The sequence below is a fragment of the Paenibacillus polymyxa M1 genome (assembly GCF_000237325.1).
GTDB lineage: Bacteria > Bacillota > Bacilli > Paenibacillales > Paenibacillaceae > Paenibacillus > Paenibacillus polymyxa_C.
The window spans coordinates 1,873,328-1,899,663 of sequence record NC_017542.1 but is presented as its reverse complement, the minus strand read 5'-3'; the positions used below and the strand labels follow the sequence as shown (position 1 = coordinate 1,899,663).

Below are 26,336 nucleotides of genomic sequence, written 5' to 3'. Positions count from 1 at the left end.
AGGGAATAGAAACACCCCCTTAAAATGGTAACATCCATTTCAAGGAGGTGCTTTTCACTGCTACATTAATTAACGAATTTCACCGTTTGTAGCGATCAGCTTTTGATACCAGTAGAAGCTTTGTTTACGAATGCGGCGCAGATCTTTGAGATCAAATTCCTCACGATCCACATAGATGAATCCGTAACGCTTACTGGAGCCCTGATGGGTACTAACCAGATCAATCGCTGACCACGGACAGAAACCGAACACTTCTACGCCGTCTGTAATAGCCAATTGAATCTGCTCGATATGTTTCTTGAAGAAGTCAATACGATAAGGATCGTTCACTACATCTCCTTCTTCCAGCTTGTCAAAAGCGCCCAAGCCGTTCTCTGTCACGATTAAAGGCAGGCGGTAGCGAGAATATATCTGGCGTAATGTGGTTCTAAAACCAACCGGATCAATCTCCCAACCAAACTCTGTCGTTTGCAGGTTGGGGTTCACAGAACCTCGATATGCTCCAGGTTCACCCACAATTTCGTGCTGATCGCCTGTATGTGAAAAATCATTTCCATCATCCAAACTTTCCCCTACGGTTTGGGAGGTGTAATAGTTAAAGGCGATAAAATCTGGATTTCCTTTCGCTAATATATCCATATCCCCTTCTTCAATAACAGGCTCATAACCCTTCTCGACCAAATAGCTCCAGGCAATGTGGTTGTAGCGACCAAATACAGCCATATCCAGGTAAAGCCAGTTGCGAATGGCTGCATAGTTATCAGCCGCCAGCGTATCTTCCGGCTTGGAACTGGCTGGATAAATGACCCCAATATTCGGTGCTGGTCCAATTTTCGCGTCAGGCAGCATCTCGTGACACAACACCATCGCCTTCGCCTGCGCGACTAACATATGATGATTTTGCTGATACAGTACCTTTTGCGGATTTTCCAGGCTAGTATCCAATGTACCAATAGAACCGGGATGGAGAATCAGCATGTTCTGCTCATTAATGGTTAGCCAGTATTTCACCCTGTCCCCAAAGTTTTCAAACAACGTTTTGGCATACTGCTCGAAGGCATCAATCGTTTCCCTTTTGGACCATCCGCCTTGTTGTTCAAGCGCATAGGGCAGATCAAAATGATACATGGTAACAATCGGTTCAATACCATATTTAATTAATTCGTCAATCAATGAGCTGTAAAATGCAATTCCCTTCGGATTGACTTCACCCGCGCCTTGTGGATAGATGCGTGTCCAAGCGATCGAGAAGCGATACGCCTTAAAGCCCATTTCAGCCATCAGAGCTACGTCCTCTTTGAACATATGGTAATGATCACTGGTTACCTTAAAATCAGTCACCCCTTCAACATGGTTAGCCATGTCAATGACAGAGGGGCCTTTTCCATCTTCGTCCCATGCACCCTCTACTTGATAAGCGGAAGTTGAACCTCCCCAGAAAAAATTTTCAGGAAATGCCTTCAATTGATTATGTTTCATGATCTAGTTCCTCCAGTTATCGTTATATCCTTCTAATTTCGCTTCATGTACGTGATGATGAGCTTTCCTGTATTACACCACCAAAGTTAGCAATACTTCATTTTTCTGAACCTGCTCCTGATTGGTCTCAAATACGTCCACTTTATGTTTCGTCAGGGTGACGATGACAGGGGTTACGATTTCGTACCCTGCTTCTATAATCTGCTCTCTGTCAAATTGGATTAACAAGTCCCCTTGTTTTACGATATCTCCCTCTTGAACGACCGGATTAAAATGCTTTCCTTTCAACGCGACGGTGTTAATTCCAATATGAATTAATATCTCCGTACCCGCCTTGGAAGTCAAACCGATGGCATGTCCTGTAGGGAACAGCGACGTTACAACTCCATCTATGGGCGCTACGACCTCACCGATAGACGGTTCAATGGCTAAGCCTTTTCCCATTGCCCCTGTAGAAAATGCCGAATCATTCACTTGGCTCAGTGGTGTCGTCTTGCCTGTGATCGGGCTGTAGATCGTTTCTTTCTTGATGTCAACAGCCTTAGTTGCTGTAACAGCTAGTAGAGGTTCTTCCGTCTTAGTGGTCTCAACGGTTGCTGCCGTCTCCCCCTTCACCTTGCTTTCATAGCCAAAAATAAGAGTCAGCACCGTGGCTACCGCGAACGAGCATGCGATGGCAATTACGTAAACCAAGGTCGGCGTATAGACCGGAATCGCAAAAATGTTGTGAAACACATAAGCCGTCATTTTCACTCCAAAATGTCCATTGATGGCACCGCCTATAGCCCCTGCGATAATGACAATTGGAATGACTCGTTTAAAGCGAAGCACCAGACCATACACAATCGGCTCTGTTACACCCGCCAGCAAGCCTGTAATACTCGTGGAACCCGCAAGGGTTCTAAGTGTTTTATCTTTTTTCGCCTTCAGGAAGATACCGAATGCGACACCAATTTGAGCAAATACAGCCGCAGCCGCCATAGCCTCAATCGGATCACCGCCAACACCGATATTTTGAATCGTGATCGGGGTAAAGCCCCAGTGAAGTCCGAAGACGACCATAAAGGTCATAAAACCGCCAAGCACAATTCCTGATAAAATGCCGCTTACACCGATTAACCATGTCACACCCGAAGAAATCCAATCTCCTACCGTTGTACCGAACGGTCCAAATGCGATGGCAGATAGCGGAACCATAATCATTAAAGCCAGCATCGGAACTAAAAACAGCTGCAAATCCTTAAGAATGATCTTCTTCAAAAACTTGTCTACCAACGCATAGATGCTGATAGATATGAATATCGGAAAAACACTCGCTGAGTAGTTCATCATGACCACCGGTATTCCCAAAAACGATACATCAGAACCTTTGTCCATCAGTCCCGTAAAGTTGGGTTCCAGGAGAGCTGCACCGATCACACCAGCTACATAAGGATTCGCTTTCAGCTTTATACCGAGCGTAATCCCTAGTAAAATCGGCAAGAAGTAAAATACAGCATTCCCGGCAGCAGACAGGATCAGATAGGTATCACTTGTTGCAGACATCCAGCCCAGCAAGGTCAAAACCGTCAAGAGGGCTTTCAGCATCCCCGAGCCTGCCATCGCCGGAATCAACGGGGAGAAGCTGCCGGAAATAACCTCAAAGATTGTGGATATGACGGATGTCTTTTTTCCGCTGGATTCGTGAGCCGTAGAGGCGTCTGACCCAAAATCCATGTTTTTCATGATTTCCGTATATACATAGGCAACATGGCTGCCAATCACGACTTGAAATTGTCCTCCGCTTTCAACAACAGTAATGACTCCCTCGTGTTTCTCAAGCGCTTCTCTTTCGGCTTTTCGTGAATCCTTCAGGTCAAATCGGAGCCGTGTAGCACAATGGACAAGCCCATTAATATTTTCTTCTCCTCCAACGAGACGTACGATATCCTCGCCCATTTTCTTATGGTCCATGTTCATTCTCCTCTGGGGCAGATTGCCTGAAAACAAAAAAATACCTAAACGAAAGGCCTGTATGATCAAAGAAAATGATCACTGCCATTCATTTAGGTATCGCCTGCTTATCAGTAACAATCCTTAAATTTAAGTTGTGAGCCTACTATAAAACACTCCGAAATCGTTTGCAAGCTTTTTTTTAAGCATCAGCCAAATCATTTCTGGAGGTTACACGCTGTATATGAATCGTCAAATACACTTTCTCGTCAATCGACATCGCACTTTCATGCTTTAATTCCAAATATTGATTAATTAATTGGGTACACTGAAAAGCCCTCTCGTATTTTTCTTTGACTTGATCATACAAGAAGTTATCCCCTGAAGCTAATTGCTCTTGTTCATTGCTTAGCAAGCGCTGGGCAAAGTACTGCAAATGAGTAATAAACCGCGAATAATTAAATGAGGTTTCATCCAGTGTAATCTGATAGTAATCGGTTACAATATTGAAAATGTCATCAATGACTTCAGTAATCTCAACCGTTTGTTTCATGCCCTGACCGTCTTGTCTTGCATTAACAAAATGCATGGCAATAAAGCTTGCTTCATGCTCATCCATTTGAATGCCAAATTGAGCATGAATAACGTCCAATGCATTCATACCTATCATAAATTCTTTTTTGTAAAATTTTTTGATCTGCCATAACAGTGAATTTTTAAGTCCCACGGATTTTCTGTATCGAGAGATGGCAAATTGAATATGGTCAATCAACGAAATATAGATATTATCACTAAAAATATCTCCCATTTCTTTTTTGGCGCTGCCTACAATTTCATCCGCCACCTTCAAATACTCTACAGATGTTTCCCCAATGAGATCAATTAATTTTTGCGGAATTTTATCGGACTTTAATACAAAGGTTTTTTCTATTTTTTCTTCATCGACCCTTTGACCATTTTTCTTTTTAAAACCCAGACCGTTCCCTATGACAACAAACTCATGACCTACCTGATTTTCGGCCCGAATGACATTGTTGTTAAATATTTGCCGGATGATCATCTAGCTGCTCACCTCATTGATGTAATAACAAAGTTGGAATAACAAAAAAAACCAAATAACGACTAAGTCCATTAGTCATTATTTGGGTATCGCCTGCTTACCAGTAACAATCCCGAAGGGCACAATGCCCCTCATTCAATTACTCTTACTATACCGCTTTCAAAGCAGAATAACAATACAATCATATCAAAAAACCGCCAAACACTCGAAATCCTTGTGCTCAGCGGTATTTTAAGTTCATGGTTAACGTTCTTTTTCCTTACAAAATACGTCTTTGGCAACCTGAACTGCTGAGGCCGCCCGCGGCCATCCTACGTAAAAGGCTAGCTGTGTAATGACCTCAATCAATTCTTCCTCCGAAATCCCGTTCTCTTTGGCCAGGTTCAGATGATAAGGAAGTTGATTCACATGCTCACCCGCTACCAAAGCAGCAACTGTAATGAGACTCCGTTCCCTAAGAGATAGCTCACTTCTTCTCCATACATCTCCAAAAAGAACTTCCTCCGTATAGCTTACAAAAGCGGGTGCAAAATTACCTATCATTTCACGAACACTCGATCTGATTAATTTATGCTTCATAAGATCATTTGAGCAAGTCCGTTGCCAAAGGACCAATCCTCTAATTCAGTCTCTACCAGCGTCACAAATACATCCTCTGATCTTATCTTGCATTCAATAGATAGGAGTTCGGCTAACGTTTGGTAAAAACTCTTTTTTTGTTCCGTAGTTCTACCCGATCCCATTGTAATTTGGATGTACAGCAGCTTGTCTGTTCTGGGTACATTCAAATAATCGGGACTATAATAAAACTCGCTCTGCTTATGGGCATGAAAAACCTGAAAGTAATCGTTGGGCGGGACCTGAAAATGTTCGATCAAAGCAGTCATAATACAGCGGCTAATGCCAGGCAGCTCCTGCTCTGTGTATTGTTGCTCCGTATAGCCTACTCGTACAAAGGGCATATTCATTCTCTCCTATCCGTTGGGATAAGATGATTGTACTCTCCTTATATTCATCTGTATAATTGAAAATAATCATAAATATATTCAACTTTATCGATGGAGATGAGTTTGTATGGATCTGAAAGAGTTAACTACGTTTCGTACTATTATTGAAGAAGGAACCTTCTCCAAGGCTGCCGCCAAATTAAACTACGCGCAGTCTACAGTCACGAACCAAATTCAGAGGCTAGAGAAAGAGCTGGGATTTCAGCTTTTTAAAAGAGGCTGGGATGCAGAATTAACCGCCTCAGGAAAAATATATGCCGAAGAGGTTGACGAACTTATTCAGCATTGGAATTTTGTAATGGATCAGGCGAGGTCGCTGAAAAAAGAAGAGATTGGCACGCTCCATATCGGTGTAATTGAAACTGTGGCTACTACCGTACTGCCTTTGATTCTACGACAATTTCGGAAGCATAAACCGAATATTACGTGCCATTTTACAGTGGGAAACACGGATACGCTCTCAAAAGCTTTGGTGGACGGCACACTGGATTTTGCAATTTCCGGGGAACCTCACTCGGTACCATCCTTACATTTTGAACCTTTATATCACGAACAAATTGCTTTTATCGTGTCCCGCAGTCATCCCTTCGCGGCAAAAAATGGGCTTCAGCTCGAAGATCTGTATGAGTACCCGCTTATCGTCGGAGGGAAGAACTGCTTGTACCATTTACGACTGGAGAAAGAGCTTTCCGGCTTCCCGTCGATGCCGTTTTTTTATTCCGTCAGTCAAATTTCCTCTATACCCTCATTTGTAAATACGATTCCATCGGTTGGAGTGGTTCTGTCGTCAATGCCTTTGCAGAAGGACCTAGTCACCATCCCTCTCCAGTTAACAGACCCGAATATTCCCATCGGACTATTACAAAACAATCAGCAACCCCAATACCTGACTTCGGCCCGAAGGTTGTTTATGCAGCTGGTTAAAGAGCAGTGGGAAATGACTCCCATTGAAACTGAAAATATTGAAATCCTATAAAAAAACCGCTAAACACATCGTTATACGAGTGTTTAGCGGTTTTGCTATGATAAGGCCAAGAGGAGTTCGGTTCCTCTTTTATTTTATACTCTTATGATACTCGTTATTTCGTTTCAACTGTTTTTTTCCACAGTCCCAGAATGAGCGCGGAAATCACGGAGCCAATCGCCACTGCAAGCAAGAACAGCAAAGCATGGTTGGCAAGAGCTGCTACAAAAATCCCGCCATGTGGAGCTGGAAGATTGATTTGCCAGAATTGCGTCAGACCACCAGCAATCGCTGAACCTACAATACAAGAGGTCAGGACACGCAGAGGATCAGCAGCTGCGAATGGAATGGCTCCTTCCGTAATGAAGGACAATCCAAGTACATAGTTCGTCAAGCCAGATTTGCGCTCTTGCTCGGTAAACTTATTTTTGAAGAACGTCGAAGCTAGTGCAATCGCCAGTGGAGGTACCATACCGCCTGCCATAACAGCTGCCATCATAGCCCCGTTTGTGTTACCGCTGGAAGTAAAGACACCGATCGAAAATGCGTAAGCTGCTTTGTTGAAAGGTCCACCCATGTCGATCGACATCATTCCGCCCAGAATCAGACCCAAAATAACCGCATTACCTGTTCCCAAATTGTTCAGAACATTGACAAGCCACGTATTAATACCACCGAAAATCGGATCGAACAGGTAGAACATAATCGCGCCTGAAATTAGGAGTCCAAATACAGGGTATAACAAGATTGGTTTTAAACCATCCAGAGCTTTCGGCAGACCTGCCAAAGCTTTACGCAGGAAGATAACTACATAACCGGCCATGAAACCAGCTGCCAGACCGCCAAGGAACCCTGCATTGGAGTTTACAGCCATCAGACCACCGACCATACCTGGCATCAGTGCCGGGCGGTCTCCAATGCTCATTGCGATAAATCCGGCCAGTATCGGAATCAGGAAGTGGAACGCACCTGTTCCCCCGCCAATCGTTTGCAGCAGTTGGAAAAGTACATTATCTTCTCCGGCCACTTGTTCAATCAAGAAGGAAATCGCTAACAAGATCCCCCCGCCGACAACGAATGGTAACATATGAGAAATACCGTTCATTAAATCCTTGTAAATTTTACTGCCCACGCTGGTCTTCTCGGCTTTTGACTCTTCAGCGCTGCCTTTACCTTCACTACGGTAAATTGGCGCATCGCCGTTTAGCGCTTTGCGAATCAATTCTTCGGATTTACGGATACCGTCACTTACCGGTCTTTGCAATACAGGCTTACCGTCAAATCTGGCCATTTCGACCTTCTTGTCAGCCGCAACAATGACACCTTTAGCACGACGAATTTCATCCGCTGTCAGTACGTTTTGTGCGCCTTCCGAGCCGTTCGTTTCTACCCGGATATTGACACCCATCTCTTTCGCTTTCTTAATGAGAGCGTCTTCAGCCATAAACGTGTGCGCAATGCCTGTAGGACAAGCGGTCACCGCAACGACAAACTCGTCAGAATCCGGGTTGCCAACGATTACCTCCGGTGTTTGCTGTGCTTTGGCTGCCTCTTTCTTGGCCTCTTTTGCTTTTTTGGCAGCTTCTTCTTCCGCCTGCTTGGTATCAAACAACTCTGTTACTTCATCCGGTGTTTGTGTATTCATCAGCTTGTCGATGAAATCAGTATCAATGAGCAGCCGAGAGAGGGCAGCCAATGTGCGAAGATGTGTATTTGCTGCTCCCTCCGGAGCTGCAATCATAAAGAATACCTTCGCTGGCTCACCGTCCAGCGATTCGAATTCTACGCCTTTACTGCTTTTGGCAAAAACAACGGTCGCTTCATTCACAGCTTTGGTCTTGGCATGCGGCATCGCAATACCGCCACCGATTCCAGTGCTGGATTCGGCTTCGCGTTTGTAAATCATTTCTTTAAACAAGGCACGGTCATTAATACGTCCACTTGCTTCGAGACTGGCGATGAGTTCCTCAATCGCCCCGTCCTTTGTCGTCGCCTGCAGGTCCATGATCATCGTTTCTTTAATCATCAGGTCTGTTATTCTCATTGTTCACACTCTCCTAAGTTCGATCAGCGTGTAGACACACGCATAATAAGCTCATGATGCAGCCGGATTACCGTTTTGAAATCGTGACTTGCGGCCGTAATTGTTCAATTTTCTCTCTTGTAGCCAGATCATCGGAGAACGCAGTTGCGCTTCCGGATGCCACTCCTGCACGGAAGGCTTCGATCGGATCGCCTTGAAGAGCCAGCGTACCCACGAATCCAGCAATCATAGAATCACCTGCGCCTACAGAATTTTTCACCGTTCCTGCTGGTACATTTGCGTGATACACTTCATCTGCCGTAATGAACAAAGCCCCTTCTCCTGCCATGGAAATGAGTACATTTTTTGCACCTGCCTCCAGCAGTTTACGGCCGTAAGTGACAATCTCCTCCTCTGAATGAATAGTTACGCCGAACAACTCAGCCAGCTCATGATGATTGGGCTTAATGAGCAGCGGTTTATGAACCAAAGCCTTCATCAGCGCCTCACCTGTGGTGTCGATGACGAATTCAGCCCCGGTGTCCTGACACACGCGAATCAATCGCTCATAGAAGTCTCCTCCAAGAGATGGCGGGATACTTCCCGACAAGACGACAATGTCATTTTTCTGGAGACCCGCCAGCTTTTGTACCAATGCATCGGCCTCTTGCTCACGAATCGCAGGTCCCAGACCGTTAATTTCTGTTTCATCACCATGCTTGAGCTTAATATTGATCCGTGTATCATCTTCGATCATTACAAAATCAGTTTTAATGGATTCTTCCCGCAATGTATCGTCGATAAACCTGCCTGTGAAACCTCCGAGAAAACCAATCGCCGTGCTGTCTGCTCCCAGTTGGTTCAATATACGTGATACGTTAATTCCCTTGCCTCCTGGCAGTTTTAGATCACGTTTCATTCGGTTCAAATCACCGAGCTTCAAATCGTCAACTTCCACGATATAATCAATGGAAGGGTTCAGTGTTACTGTATATATCATTGTTATCCCTCGATTATCTTAGTTTTCTGAGCTATGGATCGGCGTGAACGTTCTGGCACCGACTCAGTAATAAGGATAGCTTCCTTGAGATCGAATAGTTTGGCGAACGTTACTTCTCCAATTTTGCTGGAATCGGCCAACACATATGTTTTGCCGGACAGCTGATGGGCACGCCGCTTGATCAGCGCCTCTTCAGGATCAGGAGTCGTATACCCCATCTCCACATCTACCCCGTTCGTTCCCAGAAAGCACTTGTCGAATCGAAAATTGTCCAGATTCTGTAGGGCAATACTCCCGATTACGGCTTTGGTATGAATTTTCATCATCCCTCCCAGTAGATAGCTTCTAATTCGTTTGCTTACCAGTGCTTCTACGTGGGAGAGACCGTTTGTCACGACCGTCACGTCTTTAGCTTCAATGTAAGGAATCATCGCCATCGTTGTTGTTCCCGCATCCAGATAGATACATTCACCATCCAAAATTTCTTTAGCTGCCATACGGGCGACTGCGTTTTTTTGTTGAACGTTTTTGAACGTTTTTTCTTCCATGCCGGGTTCCTGACTTTTCTGATTCAGCAAGGTTGCCCCTCCATGAATCCGCTTTAACAACTGACGGCCTTCAAGATCTATCAAATCACGCCGAATCGTTGACTCAGAAGCTCCCAAGAGATCAGCCAATTCCTGCAACTTTACAACACCACGTTCTTGTAAGCGCTGTATTATTAACTTGTATCTTTCTTCCGTCAGCATCTTCATTCCCCCAACTGTTCTTATCGTACCACAAACCTAGCAAAAAACAATCATTTTTCTTCAAAAAGATTCAAAAAAATTCATTCCAACTTCATTTTTTTACAAAATGGTGAATTCCTACTCTAATCAGCATGATTGCGTTTACATTTTAAAGAAATTTCATCTGCTTTTATGTAAATTCATTCTTCTTACATGGAAATTCAGCAGTAAACGTTCAAAAACGTTCTGACACTTCAATTAGCACTATTTTACCATTCTACGTACCATTCGTCCCAACCTTATTTAGTCAGAAAAGAGCTAATCACCAGGACTTCGTCCTCAGTATTTAGCTCTTTGGACGCTTAACGTCCCTGACACTCACTCCTTAACGATTCCAATAACGAAACCATCATATCCCTTGCTCCCCACGGTCTGAATGGCTGTAGCTGTAATTCTCGATTCCTCAGCCAGCAAATCATAAAACTTTCTTACGCCCTGCACACGAGGGTCTGTGCTGTAAGCTTGAATGATCTCCCCTTCACGGACAACATTGTCCCCGATAATAACGGTGCCAGAACGTGAAAAACGAAGTGCCCACTCTAGATATAATGGATTATTGGGTTTATCCGCATCAATAAAAATGAGATCAAAAGGTGCAACGCTCTCATCCTTCATTTGTGTCAACTGCTCCAATGCGTCTCCCTCTCGAAGTTCCACCATTCCATCCAACTGAGCCAACGATATATTCGACCGAGCGATTTTAGCATGAACCGGATGGGCTTCCAGCGTAACTATTTTTCCATCTGTCGGCAACGCCCTACCCAGCCAGATTGTACTGTAGCCTCCCAAGGTACCAATCTCCAACACACGTCGTGCACCTTGCATTTGAGCTAAGATATTTAATAGCTTTCCCTGATTAGGCGACACATCATGCGGAGGTAATCCTGCCTGTTGGTTAGTTGCCAATACCTTTTCCAAGACAGCATCATGCGGAATAAGACGCTCCGAGATATACTGATCTACTTGTTCCCACGTATTCGTTGAATGCATTTGCTCCACTCTCCTTTGGCTTTAACTTACAATTTGATTGTAAATGAATTACTATTATAAAAATAATATATGTTTTTGTTCTATTCATAATTTAAATGTATGAGTTAATCAGAAAGGAGTCCGGTCTTGAACCTGCATGCATTACGCTTATTTCACGTGGTCGCCTCTACAAGGAGTGTGACACGTGCCTCTGAACTATTAAATATTAGCCAACCTGCGATAACAGCCCAGATTAAAAAATTCGAAAAAGAAATATCCCTCACACTGCTCGTGCCCATGGGAAGAGGGATTACCTTAACCGATGCTGGTGAAAAGCTTGCTGTTCTCGCCAAACGGCTTTTTGCTGTCGAACAGCAAATCGAACAATTTTCACAGGATTATCGTGACGGAGCCCATGGTCATATTCGGCTGGCTGCTACTTATTTACCGGCTCATTTCCTCATTCCGGCCTGGATCGCAAAATTCAAACAGCAATATGAACAAGTTGAAATGACGATTCATACCACGAACTCCAATGATGCCTTGCAGCATCTATTGAATATCGAAGTAGATTTGGCGATCTATGGAGGACTGCCTGAGCAGTACTCCGATACGATTCAGACCGAAGAATTGTTTCGTGATGAGCTATGGTTTGTAGTAGCGCCGGATCATCGGTATGCGAATCAGCAGGTTTCATTATTGGAAATGATGCAGGAGCCCTTTGTTATGCGTGAGAAGGGAAGCTCGACACGAGAGAGATTGTTTTCCTTATGTCGAACCTACAATGCCCCTGCTCCCAAAGTCACACTTAACTTCACAGGGCTGCATGAGGCGATTACCGCAGTGATTGCCGGTTATGGTGCAAACTTTGTGTCCTCACTAGTCGTGCGTGAATATGTAGAACGCGGTGAGCTATGTCGGGTATATGTGGAGGGTGTCCAGCTTCTCAATTCAATCGCTATTTGTACTCGCAAAAATGAGCCACTATCAGCGGCTACCCAGAATTTCATCCAGCTTATTCGCAATCATTCTTGATAAGCATAGGATACCTGTGTACACTTGCACCTTCTTTTAATAACAAGAGCCATGACTGCGTGCATACCGCATTCATGGCTCACCTTGTTATGATAAATATTCACCCTCAATCATCTTCTCCAGGTAATCTCCCGGCTGCGCAAGAAACTCAGCAAAGCTGCATACATCCGCATATTCCTGATGTTCTTCATCGTAATAGCCCAGACACTTGTGCTTGGGATTCCACACCAAAAGGATATCCGAATAGTTATCTACTTCTAGAGACAAACGCAACAGCTTTTGCCGACCTACTTTCATTTCAACCGTATCTATGAAAGAGAAAAACTCAACAAATTGGATACCTAAATCATTTTCTGGCAGGTCTACACGGCGCTGGTCTCCCATTAGAAAGGCTGTAAGATCCTTCGGAAGCTTGTAGCTTTTTAAAGCATGTTGTTTATTCTCCAGATTATGAAACGCTGGCGGTTCCACAGACTTTAGATATTCGGCCATTTCCACGTTCTTATTGCTAACAGCAATCGTATATGCCCGATCTCCACCTTTTTCTGCCAGTGTCACGTCAGCCCCATGCTCTACTAGGTACTTAACCATCGCAAAATCATTATTTCGTGCTGCTACAGTTAAAGGAGTCGCTTTATAGGGATACACCATATCAGAGGCATTGTAATTAATATCTGCACCATGCTCCAACAGTAGTGCTACAGTGTTCAGGTCATGGTTACTAACTGCGTTGCGCAGCGTTGCTCCCCCATGCTGCTTTATATCGAGGCCAAGTTCGTGAATCAGCGGGATATTCTTTTTATTGCCATAATAGGCTTGCTCATAGGCACCAGATTTGACTTGATTTTTTCCGTCCAGCTTGGCACCATGGGCCACCACATAGCGGACAATCTCTTCTGAGCAGTAGCGAACAGCTGTTAAAAATGCAGGGCGATCTTTTGCATTGAGTTGAACTCCCTGCTCCACCAACAGCTTTAACACGTCCATTCGCTGAGAAATAAGCGCAAGGTCTAATGGACTTAACGTCGTATGTTTGCTGAGTTTAATTTCTTGTTCTATATCCCAGCCTTCGGTCAGCGCTTGGCGTAATGCCGATATATTGCCTTCTACAATATGCATTGCGATTTCGGGAAGAACGTCAAATTTGCCAATATCTTTTAATTGGATCATTATATACCCTCACTCTTTATGTATCTATTATCATGTAAATCTATTTTATACCAATCTCCCCTTTACATAAATCCGCCTGACTTCCCAGTTTATTCGCTCACTTTTAATGCAAACAAGTGAGTAGTATAGGTGAAAGTACCTTAGAGAAGCTATAATTGTATAGTATTATGATTCTGTATACTCGATGCAACGAAAAGGAGAACATATGAATAGCATTCAATACTTATCCCAATTCAATTTGCTACATAGTCTCTCACGAGAAGATTTGATTGAAATGGATCAAATGACCTCTATTACGACTATACAAAAAAACACATTTATTCAAACCCCGGATACCTTCTCCAAGGGGCTTTATTTTGTGAAAAGGGGAAAGGTACGTCTCTACAAGCTGAATGCCGATGGGAAGCAGTTCACTTTGGATATTCTCAGTGAGGGAAATGTATTCGGTGAAATGGACATGATTTCGCTGGGGACACGGGACATGTACATAGAAACGATAGAAGAATGCGATATCTGCTTGATGGACACAGACCGATTTGAACATTTTTTAATCCAGCATCCCCGGTTTATGATGAACATGATTCAGGTACTAAGTGACCGGATCTCAGGAATGAGCAGTTTAGCCCAGCATCTGGCTTTGGGGAATTTACAAGATAAAATTATGTATGTTCTTTTAAAATTATGTGATCAATTTGCCCTTCAAAGTCATGATGAGTATTATAAAATTGATTTTCCGCTTTCTCACCAGGAAATAGCGAATTTGGTTGGGGCCACCCGTGAAGCTGTAACAACCGCTCTACAGGAGCTTGTCAAAGAAAAGGCCATTAAAACCGGTTTTAAGACAATTTATATCCATCGCAAAAAGCTAGTCAAGTTGTAAGCTACATTACATCTTTCCTCCTGACAAAAGAATTATCGTATACCTACCAGCAAATATACGATATGGAGTGATGAAATGTTACACCGCAAAGGAGCTCGCAAAAGAACAGATATCCCTACTGATGTACTTCAACTGCTACAGCAGGGACAGCTTGAGACCGTGAATCTTACCGAATGGCTGGCTGTGGATCATGTTGTTCTTCTGCGGAACGCTCTGGATGAGTTTGGATTGCAGCGATCATTCAATGTCTTCTTGACTGAATTGGATCATCTGAAGGAAAAAAAGATCATGAAAATGATACCCGCAATAGCACAGGCGTGGCTTCATGTGTTTGAGCAACAAGCGCTAGAAGAACGTACTCGACTCTTTGACGCGATGGCCTCCCATCTTTCAGACAGCATTCGCTGCTGGGCTGCCTACATCATCGGGATTGATTCCCGTTTAAGTCTAGAAGAAAAATTAGCTGGCATTCGACCATTTGCAGCGGATTCCCATTTCGGAGTACGTGAAATAGCCTGGATGGCAATGAGAGAACCTATATTCTTGCAACTGGATGAGGCGCTTGCGCTGTTAAACAGCTGGGTGCGAAATGAGGATGCTAACATACGTCGTTTTGCTATTGAATTAACCCGGCCACAAGGCGTTTGGGCCAAGCATATCCCTGAACTAAAAGAACATCCCGAGCTGGCCCTTCCACTTTTGGAAGCGGTTCAATCCGACCCAGTCAAATATGTTCAAGACTCGGTGGGCAATTGGCTGAATGATGCCAGCAAAACTAACCCGGAATGGGTAACTCAGGTTTGTGATACATGGCTGATGACTTCTGATACAAAGGAAACGAAGCGAATAGTAACTCGGGCCCAAAGAAGCTTGAACAAAATGAAATAAATCGAAGACTCCTCCCCATCCAATCCATATCTAAAATATTCACATAGACTATGAGATACATCTGGAATATTAGGAGTGGAGGAATTCCTATGTCTATTATCCGAATCTATCTGGAAGCTGACAGTGTTGTATCTGGGAACGTTGCAGCGAGACGGGTTAACGACACTTTCTCCTACTAATCTAATCATATATACTGGCTTATTAGTTGGCGCTACCGTAGTTGTTGAGGTGATCAATTTTAACACCAGCGCTTCCTCAACTTCTGTCAACAACGTCACAGTGACGACCACAATAAACGACTGAGCTACGTAAAACAGGACAAACGCCTCTTTTTTATGATTTTATAAAAGGGTAAAATTCCCTTTATAAATATGAAACAGAGGGAGTTATTTCCATGCAATTCAGTTTTGCCTATTTTCGATTTTATATTGTTACACTTATAGCACTATTCATTCTTACCAGTTGCAATTCCAAAAATGCTGTAACTACAGTCCACACGAATTCTAATGTAGACAATACGACTCATAATACAGCCGTTGTGGACAAAGAAAGTCAGCCTGTCCCACACGTTACAGAGTCGTCGGCTCATACCGTTACCTCGGATAAGGATCTTGTGGCTCTCACCATTCCCGCTGGCTGGCGTAAATTTAAACAAGGACAACTGGATTCGGTGCTTAGTGTTTGTGACAAAGAAAAAAAGAACGTAGGTCTGGTTTTCCGTGTCCCCAAGTCTGCTTTTGCAAATAATATGACGCTCAACGAATTCGTACAGCAACGTGAAGAAATCTCCGCACTGGGCCTAGAAAACTTTAAGGCTGTGGATACTAACCCAATCCAGATTGATTCCACAACCGCCAGAACAGCCGATTATAGTTGGAATTTCAAGGGCCAACAGGTCTATTACTTCAGTGCCATGTTTGAGAGCAAACAGCATTATCTTCAAGTATTGATCTATTCAAGGGGAGGCTCAGCTATAGAAAAACATCACGAATTTGCGACAATAGCCAGCTCCTTGAAAATATTAAGCGATTCACAAGTTGAGCCTGATCTTCGTTCAACAACTATTTTAAAAACTTTTAAAAGCGAAGATGCCCAGCAACGAATCCGTCTCCCTTATGTATGGAAGTCTGGTTTAATTCTTAATCCAGATGCATTAATTCAAGCCTGGTATGAAAAAAACGATGCGTACATGGCGGTCATCAAGGATTGGAAATCTGAACTGCCTTATGAGAAATCCTCAATGATCACATTAAAAGAATACGCTGAGTTTTCAGCTCAATTAGTACTTAAAAGGTCTGGAAAAGGGATAATATTGACGGGACCAATAAAGGTCAATATTAACGGGAATCAAGGTTTGCAATACGAAGTATGGACAGAGAGCGATAAAGTGAAAGTTGTATATTTAATCACTTATTTGGAGCATACCGATTCGTTCTCTCAAATTATTTTCTGGACAAGAGCAGATTATTACGATGATCAAAAATCTGAATTTCAAAGATATACCAAAACATATAGAGAAGAAGAAATATAGATATAACAAAATCCGCCAAACACTTAGGAATCTTGTGTGAAGCGGATTTTTCTATATGACTTTCGCAGATTGAAGTCTTAAAGCTTCTCCCAATTAGTATACAAAGATGTTACTTGTATTTCCTTTATTTTTTGTGGGCTAATAAGAGATTAACTATGGTATCCAGTTGAAGCTCCAGCGAATAGGGGTCTTCCATCACAAACTCATCCCCTTTATTGCTGAATGAACCGTACATGTACACCTGTCCTTTTTTTACAGCCGGAAGACCTTTCCATAGCTCACTATGCAGGATCTGATTGGCCCCCCTCATCTTTTGAGCCATATACAAAAATATGATCTCCCATATACTCGGGTAAAACCTCAAGTGAAATATTTTCAAATCCCTCTTTCATATTCAATGCTTTCTTTGTGGGTGGCAGCTTTAGCATTTGATATATGGTTGGGCTTCCGTAGTTGCCGCCTTTCGCCGCCAAAACATATATGGATTTATTGGCGACTTGTACGATCGAAACCGTCTCTCCATCTTTAATGATACCGTCAATTTTGGTTCTGGCCTCTGCAACTTTCTTCTCATATTCAGCGATCCACTGCTCGGCTTCTTTCTGTTTGCCAAAAATTTCACTGATTCTGCGGAATTTATCCAGTGGTCCCGCTGTAGATTCACCCTCCCAATACGGCAGGAACACAGTCGTTCCTATCTTTTGGTAGCTGTCGATGTTCTTTTCAATTGAGCCGATAATTAAATCGGGTTGCAGAACGGTCAGTTCCTCCAAATCCATAGGAAAATCCCCGAGATCTTTGATTCCGGCTAACTTCTCCTTGGGATATCCCGATGGATCAATCCAAGCCTCATTAAGCATATAGCTTCTGACCCCTACTGGAATAATCCCCAGTTTTAAAAGATGACCCATATACTGATCCGATGCCACTCGTTTCGGGTTTGCAGGTACTTCTACATCGCCTTTTAGTGTCTTAACCGTTCTTGTCTGCGTTTGTACTGCCGCTTGTCCATCGCTGTTAGATGTTGCCACTGTATGATTAGCCTTCGTCTGCGAGCTTCCATGTGTATTCGTCGAAGCTGAGCAGGCCCCCAGCATCAATGATAAGCACAACATGATCATCATAGCCGTCATTTTGCCTCTACCGTGCATGAAAAAATCCCCTTCCGCATGATACCGATATTGATAATCAATATCAGTATAACGTGTGAAGGCTGTCCGCTGAAGGGCATATTTAAGCTTCGTTTGGGGCATACCTGATCTTGTCCCTGGATATGCTGCTGCCGTCCTTTTTTGAATCGTATAGGAGATAGTCCCTTATATTTCTTGAAGCTGCGACTTAATGAATGCGCATCTGGATATCCCACACGCTCTGCGATCTCCTGCAAAGTAGCATCCGTCTGCATTAGCAGCTCTGCCGTCCGATTCGCCCGTATCTGACCCAAGTAATGAATTGGACTGGTATGCATTTTACTTTTGAACAGCCTTGATAAATGTCCGGTACTGCACTCTAGGTCCTCCGCAATAGATTCTAGTGTTATAGGCCGACTAAAATGCTCACGAATATAGGTTACAGCTTGCGCTACCAAGTCAGGCTTAAGGGGCTGAATACCTTGTCGATCCAGTTGGTGTAACAACTCGAATACAAAATGATGAAACAAAGCTTTGACATGCAGTTTACCAAGTCCCGATCCCTTATGCCATTCTTGCTTCAACAGCTTCACTTTATCATACAGGGGCAGCGGGTAATGAGGTGCGAAAGCATACTGATTCTGAAAGGGATTTTCCCTTTCCAGCAATTGTGCGACCTCCTTACGACCAGACAGGGCCAAAGTTGCCTTGTACAGAATAATGTAATATTCAAATACATCCTCCGTCATGACGCTCAGACAGATTCCTTTCCCCCCATGCAGGACATGAAAACGATCCACCCTATGAACACTGTCATCCAGCCATACCCGTGCACTTCCGCGCACCGTATATAAAAACGCACTGACCGGAAGTCTATAGCTCCGCAATTCTTCCCCTTTTTCCATTTTCTTATGGCGAACATCCATCACCTGTATAAACACATGATTCCACAATACAATGTGATCGTTCAACTTCATTACTACCGCTCAGCCCCTATCCAAACCGATGTGTTGCTTATCCCGCCCAATTTATTAGAATAAATTTATTATAATTGATAATCATTCTCACAAGCAATCATTACGTCTAACTTCCTCTAGATCGTCAAAGCCGCTGATTATCCCCCTATGCAAATATAAGAAAAAGCCCTGTAAAAGGGCTCTCTTTCTTGTGATGCATTCTATTGTCGCTTAAAGTTCTACCTCTATGATTAGGTTCCAAATCGTTTGCGATACCCGCACTTTCGGCACAACTCTTCTACTGCTTCTCTTCTGGAGAATCCAAAGTACAGACGGTTTGCACGCTCACCTTCCACGATCTCGGAAAAAGTTTGCTCATGCACATTTCCTAAGTTAATGACACCTTCTCCATCAAGACAGCAAGGGACCACTGTTCCATCCACCAAAACCGCCGCCTGACTGCGAAGCGCGTGACAAAAGCCTTTTCCGTCATCTTCCGGAGCACTCAGGCTAGGCCATTCAAATTCGTAGTCCTGATTCAAATATACATTAGGAGCGATTTTGACCCCACTGCCCGGTATTACTTTTTCCTCAATCCGATAATCCAGTCCAAACTCTTGCTCCAATTGCTCCAGTGTCTCCCGGTTGCGCTGACGCTGCACATTAGTCAAATTATCTTGAGTCAGATTCCAGAGACGGAAGGAAATAATGATATTGTGCTTCACAGCTTCTCTGACAAACGTGAAAATATGACCCAAATAACCTTCTCGATCCACAGAACCTTCATGCCCGTCAAAACTATGAAGAGAAAAATTCATCTGCCGTAAGGCTGGCTGACCAAGCAGCTTATGTCCGGTCTTCGGCAGCAAGGTACCATTGGTGGTAATGTTGACCTTTAAGCCTTTCTCATGCGCACTCTCCAGCAAAAGATCAATTTTGGGATGGAGCAAAGGCTCTCCTTTTACATGCAGATAAATGTAATCCGTATGCGGCTTGACCTGATCAAGCACATTCCGAAAAACTTCCGGATCAATAAATTTTTTGACACGTTGTGTCTGAGGGCAAAAACTGCATGCAAGATTGCAAATGCTTGTGATCTCAATGTATACCTTCTTAAAAGTCTTCAACATGATTTCCCCATTCTAACCTTCATCCTGAACATTTGGTTTATGCTCACTAATCTTATGATTATAACGGGTTATGAACGAGAGGTAAACTCTGCGGATATTTTCTATTGACCTTAGGTCTGACCTAAGGTTTATAGTGAAGTTATTCAATTATCAATTATGAGTAAGGAGACCTATCATTGAAAAAACACATAACGATCAGCCAGCTTGCTCAGCTCATGAATGTATCTGTACATCAGCTGCGGTATTTTGAGGAAAAGGGGATCCTTTATCCGTTATACACAGATGAAAATCAATATCGAATGTACGGACTTCATGAAATTTATCAACTTTCCCATATTTTAATGCTACGTAAACTAAACATCCCTGTCGGTCAAATTGAAGAATGTATGACTTCCTATACTGCCGATGATTACAACCAGCTTTTAGAACATTCGTTACAGAAGGTACAGGATGAAATCGCTAACTTAAAGTTGCTCGAACAGTTTATTCACAAAGTGCTAAAAGAACATTATACCCTTACCCAGCAAAACAATGAGTATCGACTCAAGCTGCAGGGCACTCGACATTTAAAGCTGTGGTTTGCATTGGAGAGTGATCAAGAACTCACGGCTAGGAATCTATTTGAACAGCGGCCTGCCCCACCACAATTATTTGAAAATGATCTACATTATCTATCTGATTCTGGAGAGGTGAAGCTATATTATGAAACGACATCAGGAAAAGCTGACTATATTCTGGAAGAAGGCAGCTATCTTTACAAGCACTTCTCCGCCACTGAAGACGCTGAGATAGAACACCAAGTCCAACAACTGGAGCATTATGCGACCCAGCACCACTATGAATGCTTAAGCAAAATCATTGTGGTGGAAAAATCCTATCTATCCATATTTGACAGCAACGAGCTGCAATATGAGATTCAAGTACAAATTTCGGATGTGCAGGAGGCGTTACATGAGTCCACAATCCTATGACATTGTTGCTTATCAAGAGCAAGACCATGAAGCTGTATGTAAGCTCTTAGTGGAATCGTTTAAAGCAAAATTTCAAGCTCTTGTTGCACTGGAGGATCAAGATATACAGCGTTTATTAATGCAGGTTTGGGTTCAAAATGCTAATTCTATATCTATGAAACAATTTGTCGCCAAAGAGAACGAAGATGTTGTTGGTGTCCTTTCGCTCAAATGGAAGGCTCCCTCCTCTTCACTTCCTATAGCCAATCTCATTTCTTTGGCTCCGCTTATAAAACAGTTTGGCTGCTTTAATGTATTTAAATTTTTGACAGGCATGCATGCGCTGGAATATAAGCCTGCCATAGATGAGTGTTACATAGATCATTTGGCGATTCGCTCAAGTCATCGCAATCAGGGGATCGGGCGACGTTTTTTAGCTTTCGCACAGCAGTTTACGGTTGAATCCGGTTTCCATGCGTTGACACTTCATGTAGCACATAAGAACCAGCAGGCTATTCGTTTGTACCACAATCTAGCGTTTGAAATAGAGCAGTCCCAATATAATTATTGGCGGCATTTTTGGTTCAAGGAGCCTGTATGGCATCTAATGAGCTGGAAAGAACGAAACTGCAATCGAGGAGAGAACAGCATTGAACAAAACATATAGGCTTACCCTTGGTATTGTGGCAGGTCTGGTTGTTGCCTTGATATTGATTGTTTTATATCAAAATTCCTACAAGATGACGGAAGAAAAAATACAAATTGCGACTCCCAAAGGAGTATTAACAGGTACACTGGCTTTGCCTAAGAACTACTCGGGAAAGATTGGACTGGTTGTTTTTGTCCATGGAGATGGTCCAATCAATGACACCTATGATGATGGATACAAACCACTGTGGGAAAGGTTCGCTTCTAAGGGCTATGCTTCCTTATCCCTGAATAAGCCCGGTATTAACGGCGCTCCAGGCAATTGGCTGGAGCAGAGCATGGAGGACCGGGCACAGGAGATTCGATATGCAGTTGACTGGGCCAAAACCTTACCGATGATTGATAAGCACAAAATCGGCCTATGGGGAGCCAGTCAAGCTGGCTGGGTCATTCCGAAAATCGTTAAAGAGGAGCATGATATTGCATTCAGCATCCTTGTATCGCCGGCCGTGAATTGGATTACACAAGGGCAATTTAACACCAGGAAAGAGTTGGAACAAGAAGGAGCTAGCCCGCAGCAAATTAAAAAGAGACTGGACTACGACCAAAAGATTCTACAACTACTGAAAAAACATGCTTCCTATGAAAAGTACCTAAGCATGGCCGATCCTGAGAATATAATTCCCAAAGAAAGATGGAGCTTTATAGGCAAAAATTTTCGTTCTGATTCTACGGAAGAATTAAGCTACTTAAAATCCCCAGTACTCTTGGTTCTGGCTGGAAAAGATATGAACGTAGATGTAAAAGACACCGAGCGAGTATATCGCCAAAAGATATCTCCAGAGCTGCTGTCTGTCATTCATTTGCCTGAAGTTGACCATTCCATGATGAATGAACAAATCGCGCATTCCAAGTCCCTAACCTTCTTAACAGCCATATTTGCCCCAAGACAATTGGTGAATAGTGAGTACCTGAAGATTCTTGCCGATTATGTCAGTCAGCATTAAACAATGATATTCTTTTTTTCCATATTTCTTTGGAATAGGCTAATGAAAAACCCATCGAAAAGATTCTTTCTACACCTTTGTCCTTGACTCTTTTTATGGCTTCATAAATAACGGCTTTTCCAAGCCCCATTTTTCTATACTTCGGTATCGTACCTTAGGACGTCGTTTCTTTCCCATCCTGCAAGATGTACCCTCTTTTTTTCAAAAGCTCCTTCAGTTGCTCTCCATCCTCGTTTACGATTATATCTAAAGTAGCTACATTCTCACCATGTAAAGTTAATTTCAATTCAATTCAGCATAATCTATTAATTCATTTAGAAATTCATTTGAAGGAACTCAACTCATTTGTAAAATACGAACTGCGTTGAAACAACGATCAAAGTACACTCACAAACAATGGGTTGCTATTTATAATCAAACTCGATAAGCGCTCATTCAACCCTTACCTGTCCTTGGTTAGGCTGGGAACAGATCTATGAATAACAAAAAAAACGGCATTTCTGCCGTTTTTTCTAAAGAATGGACTCTCAGGGACTCGAACCCTGGACCAATTGATTAAGAGTCAACTGCTCTACCAACTGAGCTAAGAGTCCATATAAAATTATGGTGGAGCCTAGGGGGATCGAACCCCTGACCTCATCGCTGCCAGCGATGCGCTCTCCCAGCTGAGCTAAGGCCCCGTCACATGTAAATGAATTAACGTTTCAAGCGACTTCTATATCATATAAAATATTCGACCCTGTGTCAATACTTTTATAAAAAAATATAATCCTCTTCCCACCGAGGCCCTAAAAAGATACAGTCAGCGATCAGTCGCTGTCTGTATCTTTGGATAACAGTGTTTTCAGTTCCTTCATAAACATATTGATGTCTTTGAACTGCCGATAGACGGACGCAAAGCGTACGTAGGCGACTTCATCCACAGGATAAAGCTGTTCCATGACTAGCTCACCAATCTGCTGGCTATCCACCTCTGTGGCTGCTGTGTTGCGAATAGCGTTCTCCACCTGAGATACGATCAGATCGAGCTGCTCGACTGAAACTGGACGCTTCTCACAGGCTCGAATGAGACCGCGCAGCATTTTATCACGGCTAAACTCTTCACGGCTGCCATCTTTTTTGATGACCATCAGTGGGGTCTCTTCCACCATTTCAAAGGTGGTAAAACGCCTGGCACACTGTTCGCATTCGCGACGGCGGCGGATGGACTTATTATCATTCGCTGGTCGCGAATCCAACACTTTCGTGCCATTGTAGGCACAATACGGGCACTTCATAATCTCATCACTTCCTTTTTCCAATAAATTCCCGGAGCTTTTTAGTAATAATTTTGTCGAAACGGATCATAATATGTTTACCACGTCGCGAGGAGGTGAACAACAATGGCACAAGGAAACAATGGCAACTCCAACAACCTGGTAGTCAGCAGATCCTCCGGTGCTCTGGAGCAAATGAAATATGAAATCGCTCAAGAGCTGGGTATCAGCATTCCTCAAGATGGATACCAAGGCAACATGACTTCCTATGAGAACGGTTCGATCGGGGGCTACATCACAAAACGCCTCGTAACGATCGCCGAACAACAATTGGCAGGTCAATACCAATAATCTCGGTAATAATCAAGAAGTAATACGAAAAAGTGTAGGGATAGGCTGCTAAAAACAGCCTGTCCTGCGCTTTTTTCATTTTAAAGCGAAAAGGCTCATATTGTCATTACCTGTCACTTAAAACTCATTATAAATTTTTGTATATTGCCTGTAATAGTAGATGACTCGCTGTACATAATGCCGTGTCTCACCAAAAGGGATTTGCTTAATGGACTCTTCTTTGCCATCCCACACCCCTTGATCCAGCCACTCCTTAACTTTACCTGGACCAGCATTGTATGCCGCTACGATGACCACAGGATTATCCTGAAACTTCATAGACAGGTTATGCAGATACCAGGTTCCCAGCTCAATGTTGGTGCCAGGCTCGTGCTTTACACTGTCCAGCGGGACCTTCTGAATCTGGGCACTGTCCATAATCCAATTGGCGGTATTCGGCATAATCTGCATAAGCCCCAGTGCACCCTTGTGTGACTGCTTGCTGGTTTTAAAGTTTGTTTCCACACGGATAATAGACGCCACCAAAAATGGGTCCACTTCATACGTCTGTGAATATTGCCGAATTTCATCCTTATATTGAATCGGGTAAAACCATGACATCCAATTGGAATTGAGGAACAGAATCAGGACAAATCCGACAAACAAAATGAGCAGGACTCTTTTCTTACGTAAAATGTTCATGCAAGTCCCTTTCGTTGCCAAAACTGATCAATTTGCCGCTTCGTCTCAGTCTGTGTTCCGCTATTATCAATAACAATATCAGCCAAACTTTTTTTCTGCTCGATATCCATTTGTGCGGACAGGCGGAGCTCTGCTTGCTCTTCTGTCAGACCGTCTCTAAGCATCAGACGTCGGAGCTGAATATCACGTGGTACATATACAACCATAATTTCCTCGTACAGGCTCTCCAGCCCAGACTCATACATTAACGGGATATCTGCCAAAACAAGCTTGTCCGGCTGCTCCCGTTCATAAGCTTCCATGCGCAGACGCATTTCCTCACGAATAGCAGGATGCGTAATATCGTTAAGTGCCTGTCGCTGAACAGGGTCTCCGAATACAATCTCTCCCAGTCTTTTGCGGTGCAGGGTTCCGTCACTGTTCACTATAGCTTGTCCAAAATGCTGTATGACCGCCGCCAGCACCGGATGCCCCGGAAGCATGACTTCCCGGGCAATGGCATCTGCGTCGATCAGCAGCGCACCCTTGGCGACCAAAAGAGCCGACACGGTGCTTTTTCCGGTAGCGATCCCTCCGGTTAATCCGATATTCATGCTCTTCACCTCATAACAGCTTCAATATGCCCATCATAATGAGTAATAATGCCGGCAATACACCGAGCGCCTTCATAAATCGAAATGCTGACAGGAAGAATCCTGCCTTCATACCAGCAATTAAAAATACACCACTGAATAACGTAATAGCCAGCGCAGTAGACAGGGGCTGAAAACCAAGCATGGCTGCACCTAATCCTGCTCCGAACGCATCGACCGATAATGCAATACCTAACCAAACCGCTTCGGTAGCAGATATACTGCCGGAACGGTCCATATCTGCAGCAGATGGGCTTCGAAGAATCCGAATAACAAGCCCCCATTTGCGGAACTCCAGCGAAAATAACGTTCGCTCCTCTTGCTGTAGCTCCAAAGAGGTTTCTCTCGGTAGGCCTTTTCCTGAGCTGCTTAGAGACTCTGTATTGGCATCCTCTGCACTTTTTTTCTCCGCAAGTGCTGATATATTCCCTGAATCAACCTGTTCCGTAAGGCGAAGATTCCCCGGGACTTCCGCTGCTTCCTCCGTCAAATCTTCCTTGCGGTGCAGAGCCTGAATCAAAGAGTAGCATCCGATACAGATCAGAATGACAGCACCGAAAACCGTCGTATATACAGGGGACAGGACACGAGATAGTAATGCGCCGAGCTGCATGGATATGCCGATCACTAAACCTGAACATACTGAGATGATGGCAATCGACAACTGTGGAATTTTCATTTTGCGCAGACCATATGTAACACCAACTCCGAAACTGTCCAAACTTAGCGCAAATGCCAGTAACAGCAGGGCTCCCCAATGATTAGCCACTCCAAATTCCCTCCCATTGCGAAGGCTGGGCCTTACAGCAACCTACTTCCTTCGCAGTATTGGTACTTGGAACAATATATGAGAGGGATGGGCTTGGGGT

27 protein-coding genes and 2 tRNA genes are annotated in these 26,336 nt (G+C 43.6%); 9 read left to right on the top strand and 20 right to left on the bottom strand.

What is annotated here, in order from left to right:
- Positions 1-69: 69 nt before the first annotated feature.
- The 5 genes from PPM_RS08490 to PPM_RS08470 form a co-directional block, all read right to left on the bottom strand.
- Complete coding sequence (locus PPM_RS08490; RefSeq protein WP_013370386.1) at positions 70-1,479, bottom strand: glycoside hydrolase family 1 protein; 1,410 nt, start codon at positions 1,477-1,479, stop codon at positions 70-72.
- 72 nt (positions 1,480-1,551) lie between these two features.
- The gene (locus PPM_RS08485) at positions 1,552-3,432 is read right to left on the bottom strand and encodes a beta-glucoside-specific PTS transporter subunit IIABC (protein ID WP_013370385.1); all 1,881 of its coding nucleotides are present in this window, start codon (positions 3,430-3,432) and stop codon (positions 1,552-1,554) included.
- Between the two features lie 181 nt (positions 3,433-3,613).
- Positions 3,614-4,471 (bottom strand): BglG family transcription antiterminator LicT, encoded by an 858-nt coding sequence (gene licT, locus PPM_RS08480; RefSeq protein ID WP_013370384.1) that lies wholly within the window; start codon positions 4,469-4,471, stop codon positions 3,614-3,616.
- Between the two features lie 243 nt (positions 4,472-4,714).
- Positions 4,715-5,050: a carboxymuconolactone decarboxylase family protein gene (locus PPM_RS08475; protein WP_014599611.1), complete on the bottom strand. Its 336-nt coding sequence runs from the start codon at positions 5,048-5,050 to the stop codon at positions 4,715-4,717.
- Positions 5,047-5,433: a tautomerase family protein gene (locus tag PPM_RS08470; protein ID WP_013370382.1), complete on the bottom strand. Its 387-nt coding sequence runs from the start codon at positions 5,431-5,433 to the stop codon at positions 5,047-5,049. The genes PPM_RS08475 and PPM_RS08470 overlap by 4 nt, the downstream gene beginning before the upstream one ends.
- A 112-nt stretch (positions 5,434-5,545) precedes the next feature.
- Here PPM_RS08470 and PPM_RS08465 point away from each other — a divergent pair, with 112 nt between their 5' ends.
- On the top strand, positions 5,546-6,454 hold the full coding sequence (locus PPM_RS08465; protein ID WP_013370381.1) for a LysR family transcriptional regulator: 909 nt from the start codon (positions 5,546-5,548) through the stop codon (positions 6,452-6,454).
- Positions 6,455-6,557: 103 nt separating this feature from the next.
- Here the strand turns inward: PPM_RS08465 and PPM_RS08460 are convergent, their stop codons facing one another.
- The 4 genes from PPM_RS08460 to PPM_RS08445 form a co-directional block, all read right to left on the bottom strand.
- Positions 6,558-8,486: a PTS fructose transporter subunit IIABC gene (locus PPM_RS08460; protein ID WP_013370380.1), complete on the bottom strand. Its 1,929-nt coding sequence runs from the start codon at positions 8,484-8,486 to the stop codon at positions 6,558-6,560.
- Positions 8,487-8,553: 67 nt separating this feature from the next.
- The gene (pfkB, locus tag PPM_RS08455; RefSeq protein WP_013370379.1) at positions 8,554-9,465 is read right to left on the bottom strand and encodes a 1-phosphofructokinase; all 912 of its coding nucleotides are present in this window, start codon (positions 9,463-9,465) and stop codon (positions 8,554-8,556) included.
- A 2-nt stretch (positions 9,466-9,467) separates the two neighbouring features.
- Complete coding sequence (locus PPM_RS08450; RefSeq protein ID WP_013370378.1) at positions 9,468-10,214, bottom strand: DeoR/GlpR family DNA-binding transcription regulator; 747 nt, start codon at positions 10,212-10,214, stop codon at positions 9,468-9,470.
- 357 nt (positions 10,215-10,571) lie between these two features.
- Complete coding sequence (locus tag PPM_RS08445) at positions 10,572-11,243, bottom strand: O-methyltransferase (RefSeq protein ID WP_013370377.1); 672 nt, start codon at positions 11,241-11,243, stop codon at positions 10,572-10,574.
- A 126-nt stretch (positions 11,244-11,369) separates the two neighbouring features.
- On the opposite strand from PPM_RS08445, the gene PPM_RS08440 reads away from it, so the two are divergent.
- Entirely contained in the window at positions 11,370-12,257 is an 888-nt protein-coding gene (locus PPM_RS08440; RefSeq protein ID WP_013370376.1) for a LysR family transcriptional regulator, read from the top strand.
- An 87-nt stretch (positions 12,258-12,344) separates the two neighbouring features.
- Here PPM_RS08440 and PPM_RS08435 read toward each other — a convergent pair whose 3' ends face one another.
- Positions 12,345-13,427, bottom strand: coding sequence for an ankyrin repeat domain-containing protein (locus PPM_RS08435; RefSeq protein ID WP_013370375.1), 1,083 nt, complete (start codon positions 13,425-13,427; stop codon positions 12,345-12,347).
- 205 nt (positions 13,428-13,632) lie between these two features.
- Here PPM_RS08435 and PPM_RS08430 point away from each other — a divergent pair, with 205 nt between their 5' ends.
- The 3 genes from PPM_RS08430 (at position 13,633) to PPM_RS08420 (ending at position 16,726) form a co-directional block, all read left to right on the top strand.
- Positions 13,633-14,307, top strand: coding sequence for a Crp/Fnr family transcriptional regulator (locus PPM_RS08430; protein WP_013370374.1), 675 nt, complete (start codon positions 13,633-13,635; stop codon positions 14,305-14,307).
- Between the two features lie 75 nt (positions 14,308-14,382).
- Positions 14,383-15,195 carry a DNA alkylation repair protein gene (locus PPM_RS08425; protein WP_013370373.1) on the top strand — a complete coding sequence of 271 codons (813 nt, stop codon included), beginning with the start codon at positions 14,383-14,385 and terminating at the stop codon, positions 15,193-15,195.
- A gap of 394 nt (positions 15,196-15,589) precedes the next feature.
- Complete coding sequence (locus PPM_RS08420; protein WP_014599610.1) at positions 15,590-16,726, top strand: DcrB-related protein; 1,137 nt, start codon at positions 15,590-15,592, stop codon at positions 16,724-16,726.
- A gap of 281 nt (positions 16,727-17,007) precedes the next feature.
- Here PPM_RS08420 and PPM_RS29940 read toward each other — a convergent pair whose 3' ends face one another.
- From PPM_RS29940 to PPM_RS08410, 3 genes are all read right to left on the bottom strand, one after another.
- A complete protein-coding gene (locus PPM_RS29940; protein ID WP_228392892.1) occupies positions 17,008-17,877 on the bottom strand; it encodes an ABC transporter substrate-binding protein in 870 nt (289 codons plus the stop codon).
- Entirely contained in the window at positions 17,856-18,833 is a 978-nt protein-coding gene (locus tag PPM_RS29935; RefSeq protein WP_014599608.1) for a helix-turn-helix domain-containing protein, read from the bottom strand. The genes PPM_RS29940 and PPM_RS29935 overlap by 22 nt, the downstream gene beginning before the upstream one ends.
- A 230-nt stretch (positions 18,834-19,063) precedes the next feature.
- Positions 19,064-19,942, bottom strand: a complete 879-nt coding sequence (locus PPM_RS08410; RefSeq protein WP_013370372.1) for a radical SAM/SPASM domain-containing protein — start codon at positions 19,940-19,942, stop codon at positions 19,064-19,066.
- A gap of 176 nt (positions 19,943-20,118) precedes the next feature.
- On the opposite strand from PPM_RS08410, the gene PPM_RS08405 reads away from it, so the two are divergent.
- From PPM_RS08405 to PPM_RS08395, 3 genes are read left to right on the top strand one after another with little or no spacing between them, the layout of a single operon-like run.
- Entirely contained in the window at positions 20,119-20,913 is a 795-nt protein-coding gene (locus PPM_RS08405; protein ID WP_013370371.1) for a MerR family transcriptional regulator, read from the top strand.
- On the top strand, positions 20,894-21,559 hold the full coding sequence (locus PPM_RS08400) for a GNAT family N-acetyltransferase (RefSeq protein ID WP_013370370.1): 666 nt from the start codon (positions 20,894-20,896) through the stop codon (positions 21,557-21,559). Before PPM_RS08405 ends, PPM_RS08400 begins: the two co-directional genes overlap by 20 nt.
- Positions 21,543-22,547: an alpha/beta hydrolase family protein gene (locus PPM_RS08395; protein WP_013370369.1), complete on the top strand. Its 1,005-nt coding sequence runs from the start codon at positions 21,543-21,545 to the stop codon at positions 22,545-22,547. The genes PPM_RS08400 and PPM_RS08395 overlap by 17 nt, the downstream gene beginning before the upstream one ends.
- Here the strand turns inward: PPM_RS08395 and PPM_RS30595 are convergent.
- The 4 genes from PPM_RS30595 to nrdR all read right to left on the bottom strand — a co-directional run bounded on the left by PPM_RS30595 (position 22,534) and on the right by nrdR (position 23,824).
- On the bottom strand, positions 22,534-22,695 hold the full coding sequence (locus tag PPM_RS30595; RefSeq protein ID WP_414056452.1) for a GNAT family N-acetyltransferase: 162 nt from the start codon (positions 22,693-22,695) through the stop codon (positions 22,534-22,536). The two genes, PPM_RS08395 and PPM_RS30595, sit on opposite strands and share 14 nt — an antisense overlap.
- Positions 22,696-23,067: 372 nt before the next feature.
- A tRNA-Lys gene (locus PPM_RS08390) sits at positions 23,068-23,140 on the bottom strand.
- A gap of 11 nt (positions 23,141-23,151) precedes the next feature.
- Positions 23,152-23,227, bottom strand: a tRNA-Ala gene (locus PPM_RS08385).
- 129 nt (positions 23,228-23,356) lie between these two features.
- Positions 23,357-23,824 carry a transcriptional regulator NrdR gene (gene nrdR, locus PPM_RS08380; RefSeq protein ID WP_013370366.1) on the bottom strand — a complete coding sequence of 156 codons (468 nt, stop codon included), beginning with the start codon at positions 23,822-23,824 and terminating at the stop codon, positions 23,357-23,359.
- 105 nt (positions 23,825-23,929) lie between these two features.
- Here nrdR and PPM_RS08375 point away from each other — a divergent pair, with 105 nt between their 5' ends.
- Positions 23,930-24,154: an alpha/beta-type small acid-soluble spore protein gene (locus PPM_RS08375; RefSeq protein ID WP_013309613.1), complete on the top strand. Its 225-nt coding sequence runs from the start codon at positions 23,930-23,932 to the stop codon at positions 24,152-24,154.
- A gap of 117 nt (positions 24,155-24,271) precedes the next feature.
- On the opposite strand, the gene PPM_RS08370 is transcribed toward PPM_RS08375, so the two are convergent.
- Genes PPM_RS08370 through PPM_RS08360 form a run of 3 tightly spaced genes read right to left on the bottom strand, consistent with a single transcriptional unit; the run spans position 24,272 to position 26,236 of the window.
- Positions 24,272-24,835, bottom strand: coding sequence for a lytic transglycosylase domain-containing protein (locus PPM_RS08370; RefSeq protein ID WP_013370365.1), 564 nt, complete (start codon positions 24,833-24,835; stop codon positions 24,272-24,274).
- Positions 24,832-25,428, bottom strand: coding sequence for a dephospho-CoA kinase (gene coaE, locus PPM_RS08365; RefSeq protein ID WP_013370364.1), 597 nt, complete (start codon positions 25,426-25,428; stop codon positions 24,832-24,834). Before coaE ends, PPM_RS08370 begins: the two co-directional genes overlap by 4 nt.
- Positions 25,429-25,438: 10 nt before the next feature.
- Positions 25,439-26,236 (bottom strand): MntP/YtaF family protein, encoded by a 798-nt coding sequence (locus PPM_RS08360; RefSeq protein ID WP_013370363.1) that lies wholly within the window; start codon positions 26,234-26,236, stop codon positions 25,439-25,441.
- Positions 26,237-26,336 lie beyond the last annotated feature (100 nt).

Bases quoted from the DNA above. Each gene is read 5' to 3' on its own strand.
- PPM_RS08490 (WP_013370386.1), bottom strand. From the start codon at position 1,479: ATGAAACATAATCAATTGAAGGCATTTCCTGAAAATTTTTTCTGGGGA.
- PPM_RS08485 (WP_013370385.1), bottom strand. From the start codon at position 3,432: ATGGACCATAAGAAAATGGGCGAGGATATCGTACGTCTCGTTGGAGGA.
- licT (WP_013370384.1), bottom strand. From the start codon at position 4,471: ATGATCATCCGGCAAATATTTAACAACAATGTCATTCGGGCCGAAAAT.
- PPM_RS08475 (WP_014599611.1), bottom strand. From the start codon at position 5,050: ATGAAGCATAAATTAATCAGATCGAGTGTTCGTGAAATGATAGGTAAT.
- PPM_RS08470 (WP_013370382.1), bottom strand. From the start codon at position 5,433: ATGCCCTTTGTACGAGTAGGCTATACGGAGCAACAATACACAGAGCAG.
- PPM_RS08465 (WP_013370381.1), top strand. From the start codon at position 5,546: ATGGATCTGAAAGAGTTAACTACGTTTCGTACTATTATTGAAGAAGGA.
- PPM_RS08460 (WP_013370380.1), bottom strand. From the start codon at position 8,486: ATGAGAATAACAGACCTGATGATTAAAGAAACGATGATCATGGACCTG.
- pfkB (WP_013370379.1), bottom strand. From the start codon at position 9,465: ATGATATATACAGTAACACTGAACCCTTCCATTGATTATATCGTGGAA.
- PPM_RS08450 (WP_013370378.1), bottom strand. From the start codon at position 10,214: ATGCTGACGGAAGAAAGATACAAGTTAATAATACAGCGCTTACAAGAA.
- PPM_RS08445 (WP_013370377.1), bottom strand. From the start codon at position 11,243: ATGCATTCAACGAATACGTGGGAACAAGTAGATCAGTATATCTCGGAG.
- PPM_RS08435 (WP_013370375.1), bottom strand. From the start codon at position 13,427: ATGATCCAATTAAAAGATATTGGCAAATTTGACGTTCTTCCCGAAATC.
- PPM_RS08430 (WP_013370374.1), top strand. From the start codon at position 13,633: ATGAATAGCATTCAATACTTATCCCAATTCAATTTGCTACATAGTCTC.
- PPM_RS08425 (WP_013370373.1), top strand. From the start codon at position 14,383: ATGTTACACCGCAAAGGAGCTCGCAAAAGAACAGATATCCCTACTGAT.
- PPM_RS08420 (WP_014599610.1), top strand. From the start codon at position 15,590: ATGCAATTCAGTTTTGCCTATTTTCGATTTTATATTGTTACACTTATA.
- PPM_RS29940 (WP_228392892.1), bottom strand. From the start codon at position 17,877: ATGCACGGTAGAGGCAAAATGACGGCTATGATGATCATGTTGTGCTTA.
- PPM_RS29935 (WP_014599608.1), bottom strand. From the start codon at position 18,833: ATGAAGTTGAACGATCACATTGTATTGTGGAATCATGTGTTTATACAG.
- PPM_RS08410 (WP_013370372.1), bottom strand. From the start codon at position 19,942: ATGTTGAAGACTTTTAAGAAGGTATACATTGAGATCACAAGCATTTGC.
- PPM_RS08400 (WP_013370370.1), top strand. From the start codon at position 20,894: ATGAGTCCACAATCCTATGACATTGTTGCTTATCAAGAGCAAGACCAT.
- nrdR (WP_013370366.1), bottom strand. From the start codon at position 23,824: ATGAAGTGCCCGTATTGTGCCTACAATGGCACGAAAGTGTTGGATTCG.
- PPM_RS08375 (WP_013309613.1), top strand. From the start codon at position 23,930: ATGGCACAAGGAAACAATGGCAACTCCAACAACCTGGTAGTCAGCAGA.
- PPM_RS08370 (WP_013370365.1), bottom strand. From the start codon at position 24,835: ATGAACATTTTACGTAAGAAAAGAGTCCTGCTCATTTTGTTTGTCGGA.
- coaE (WP_013370364.1), bottom strand. From the start codon at position 25,428: ATGAATATCGGATTAACCGGAGGGATCGCTACCGGAAAAAGCACCGTG.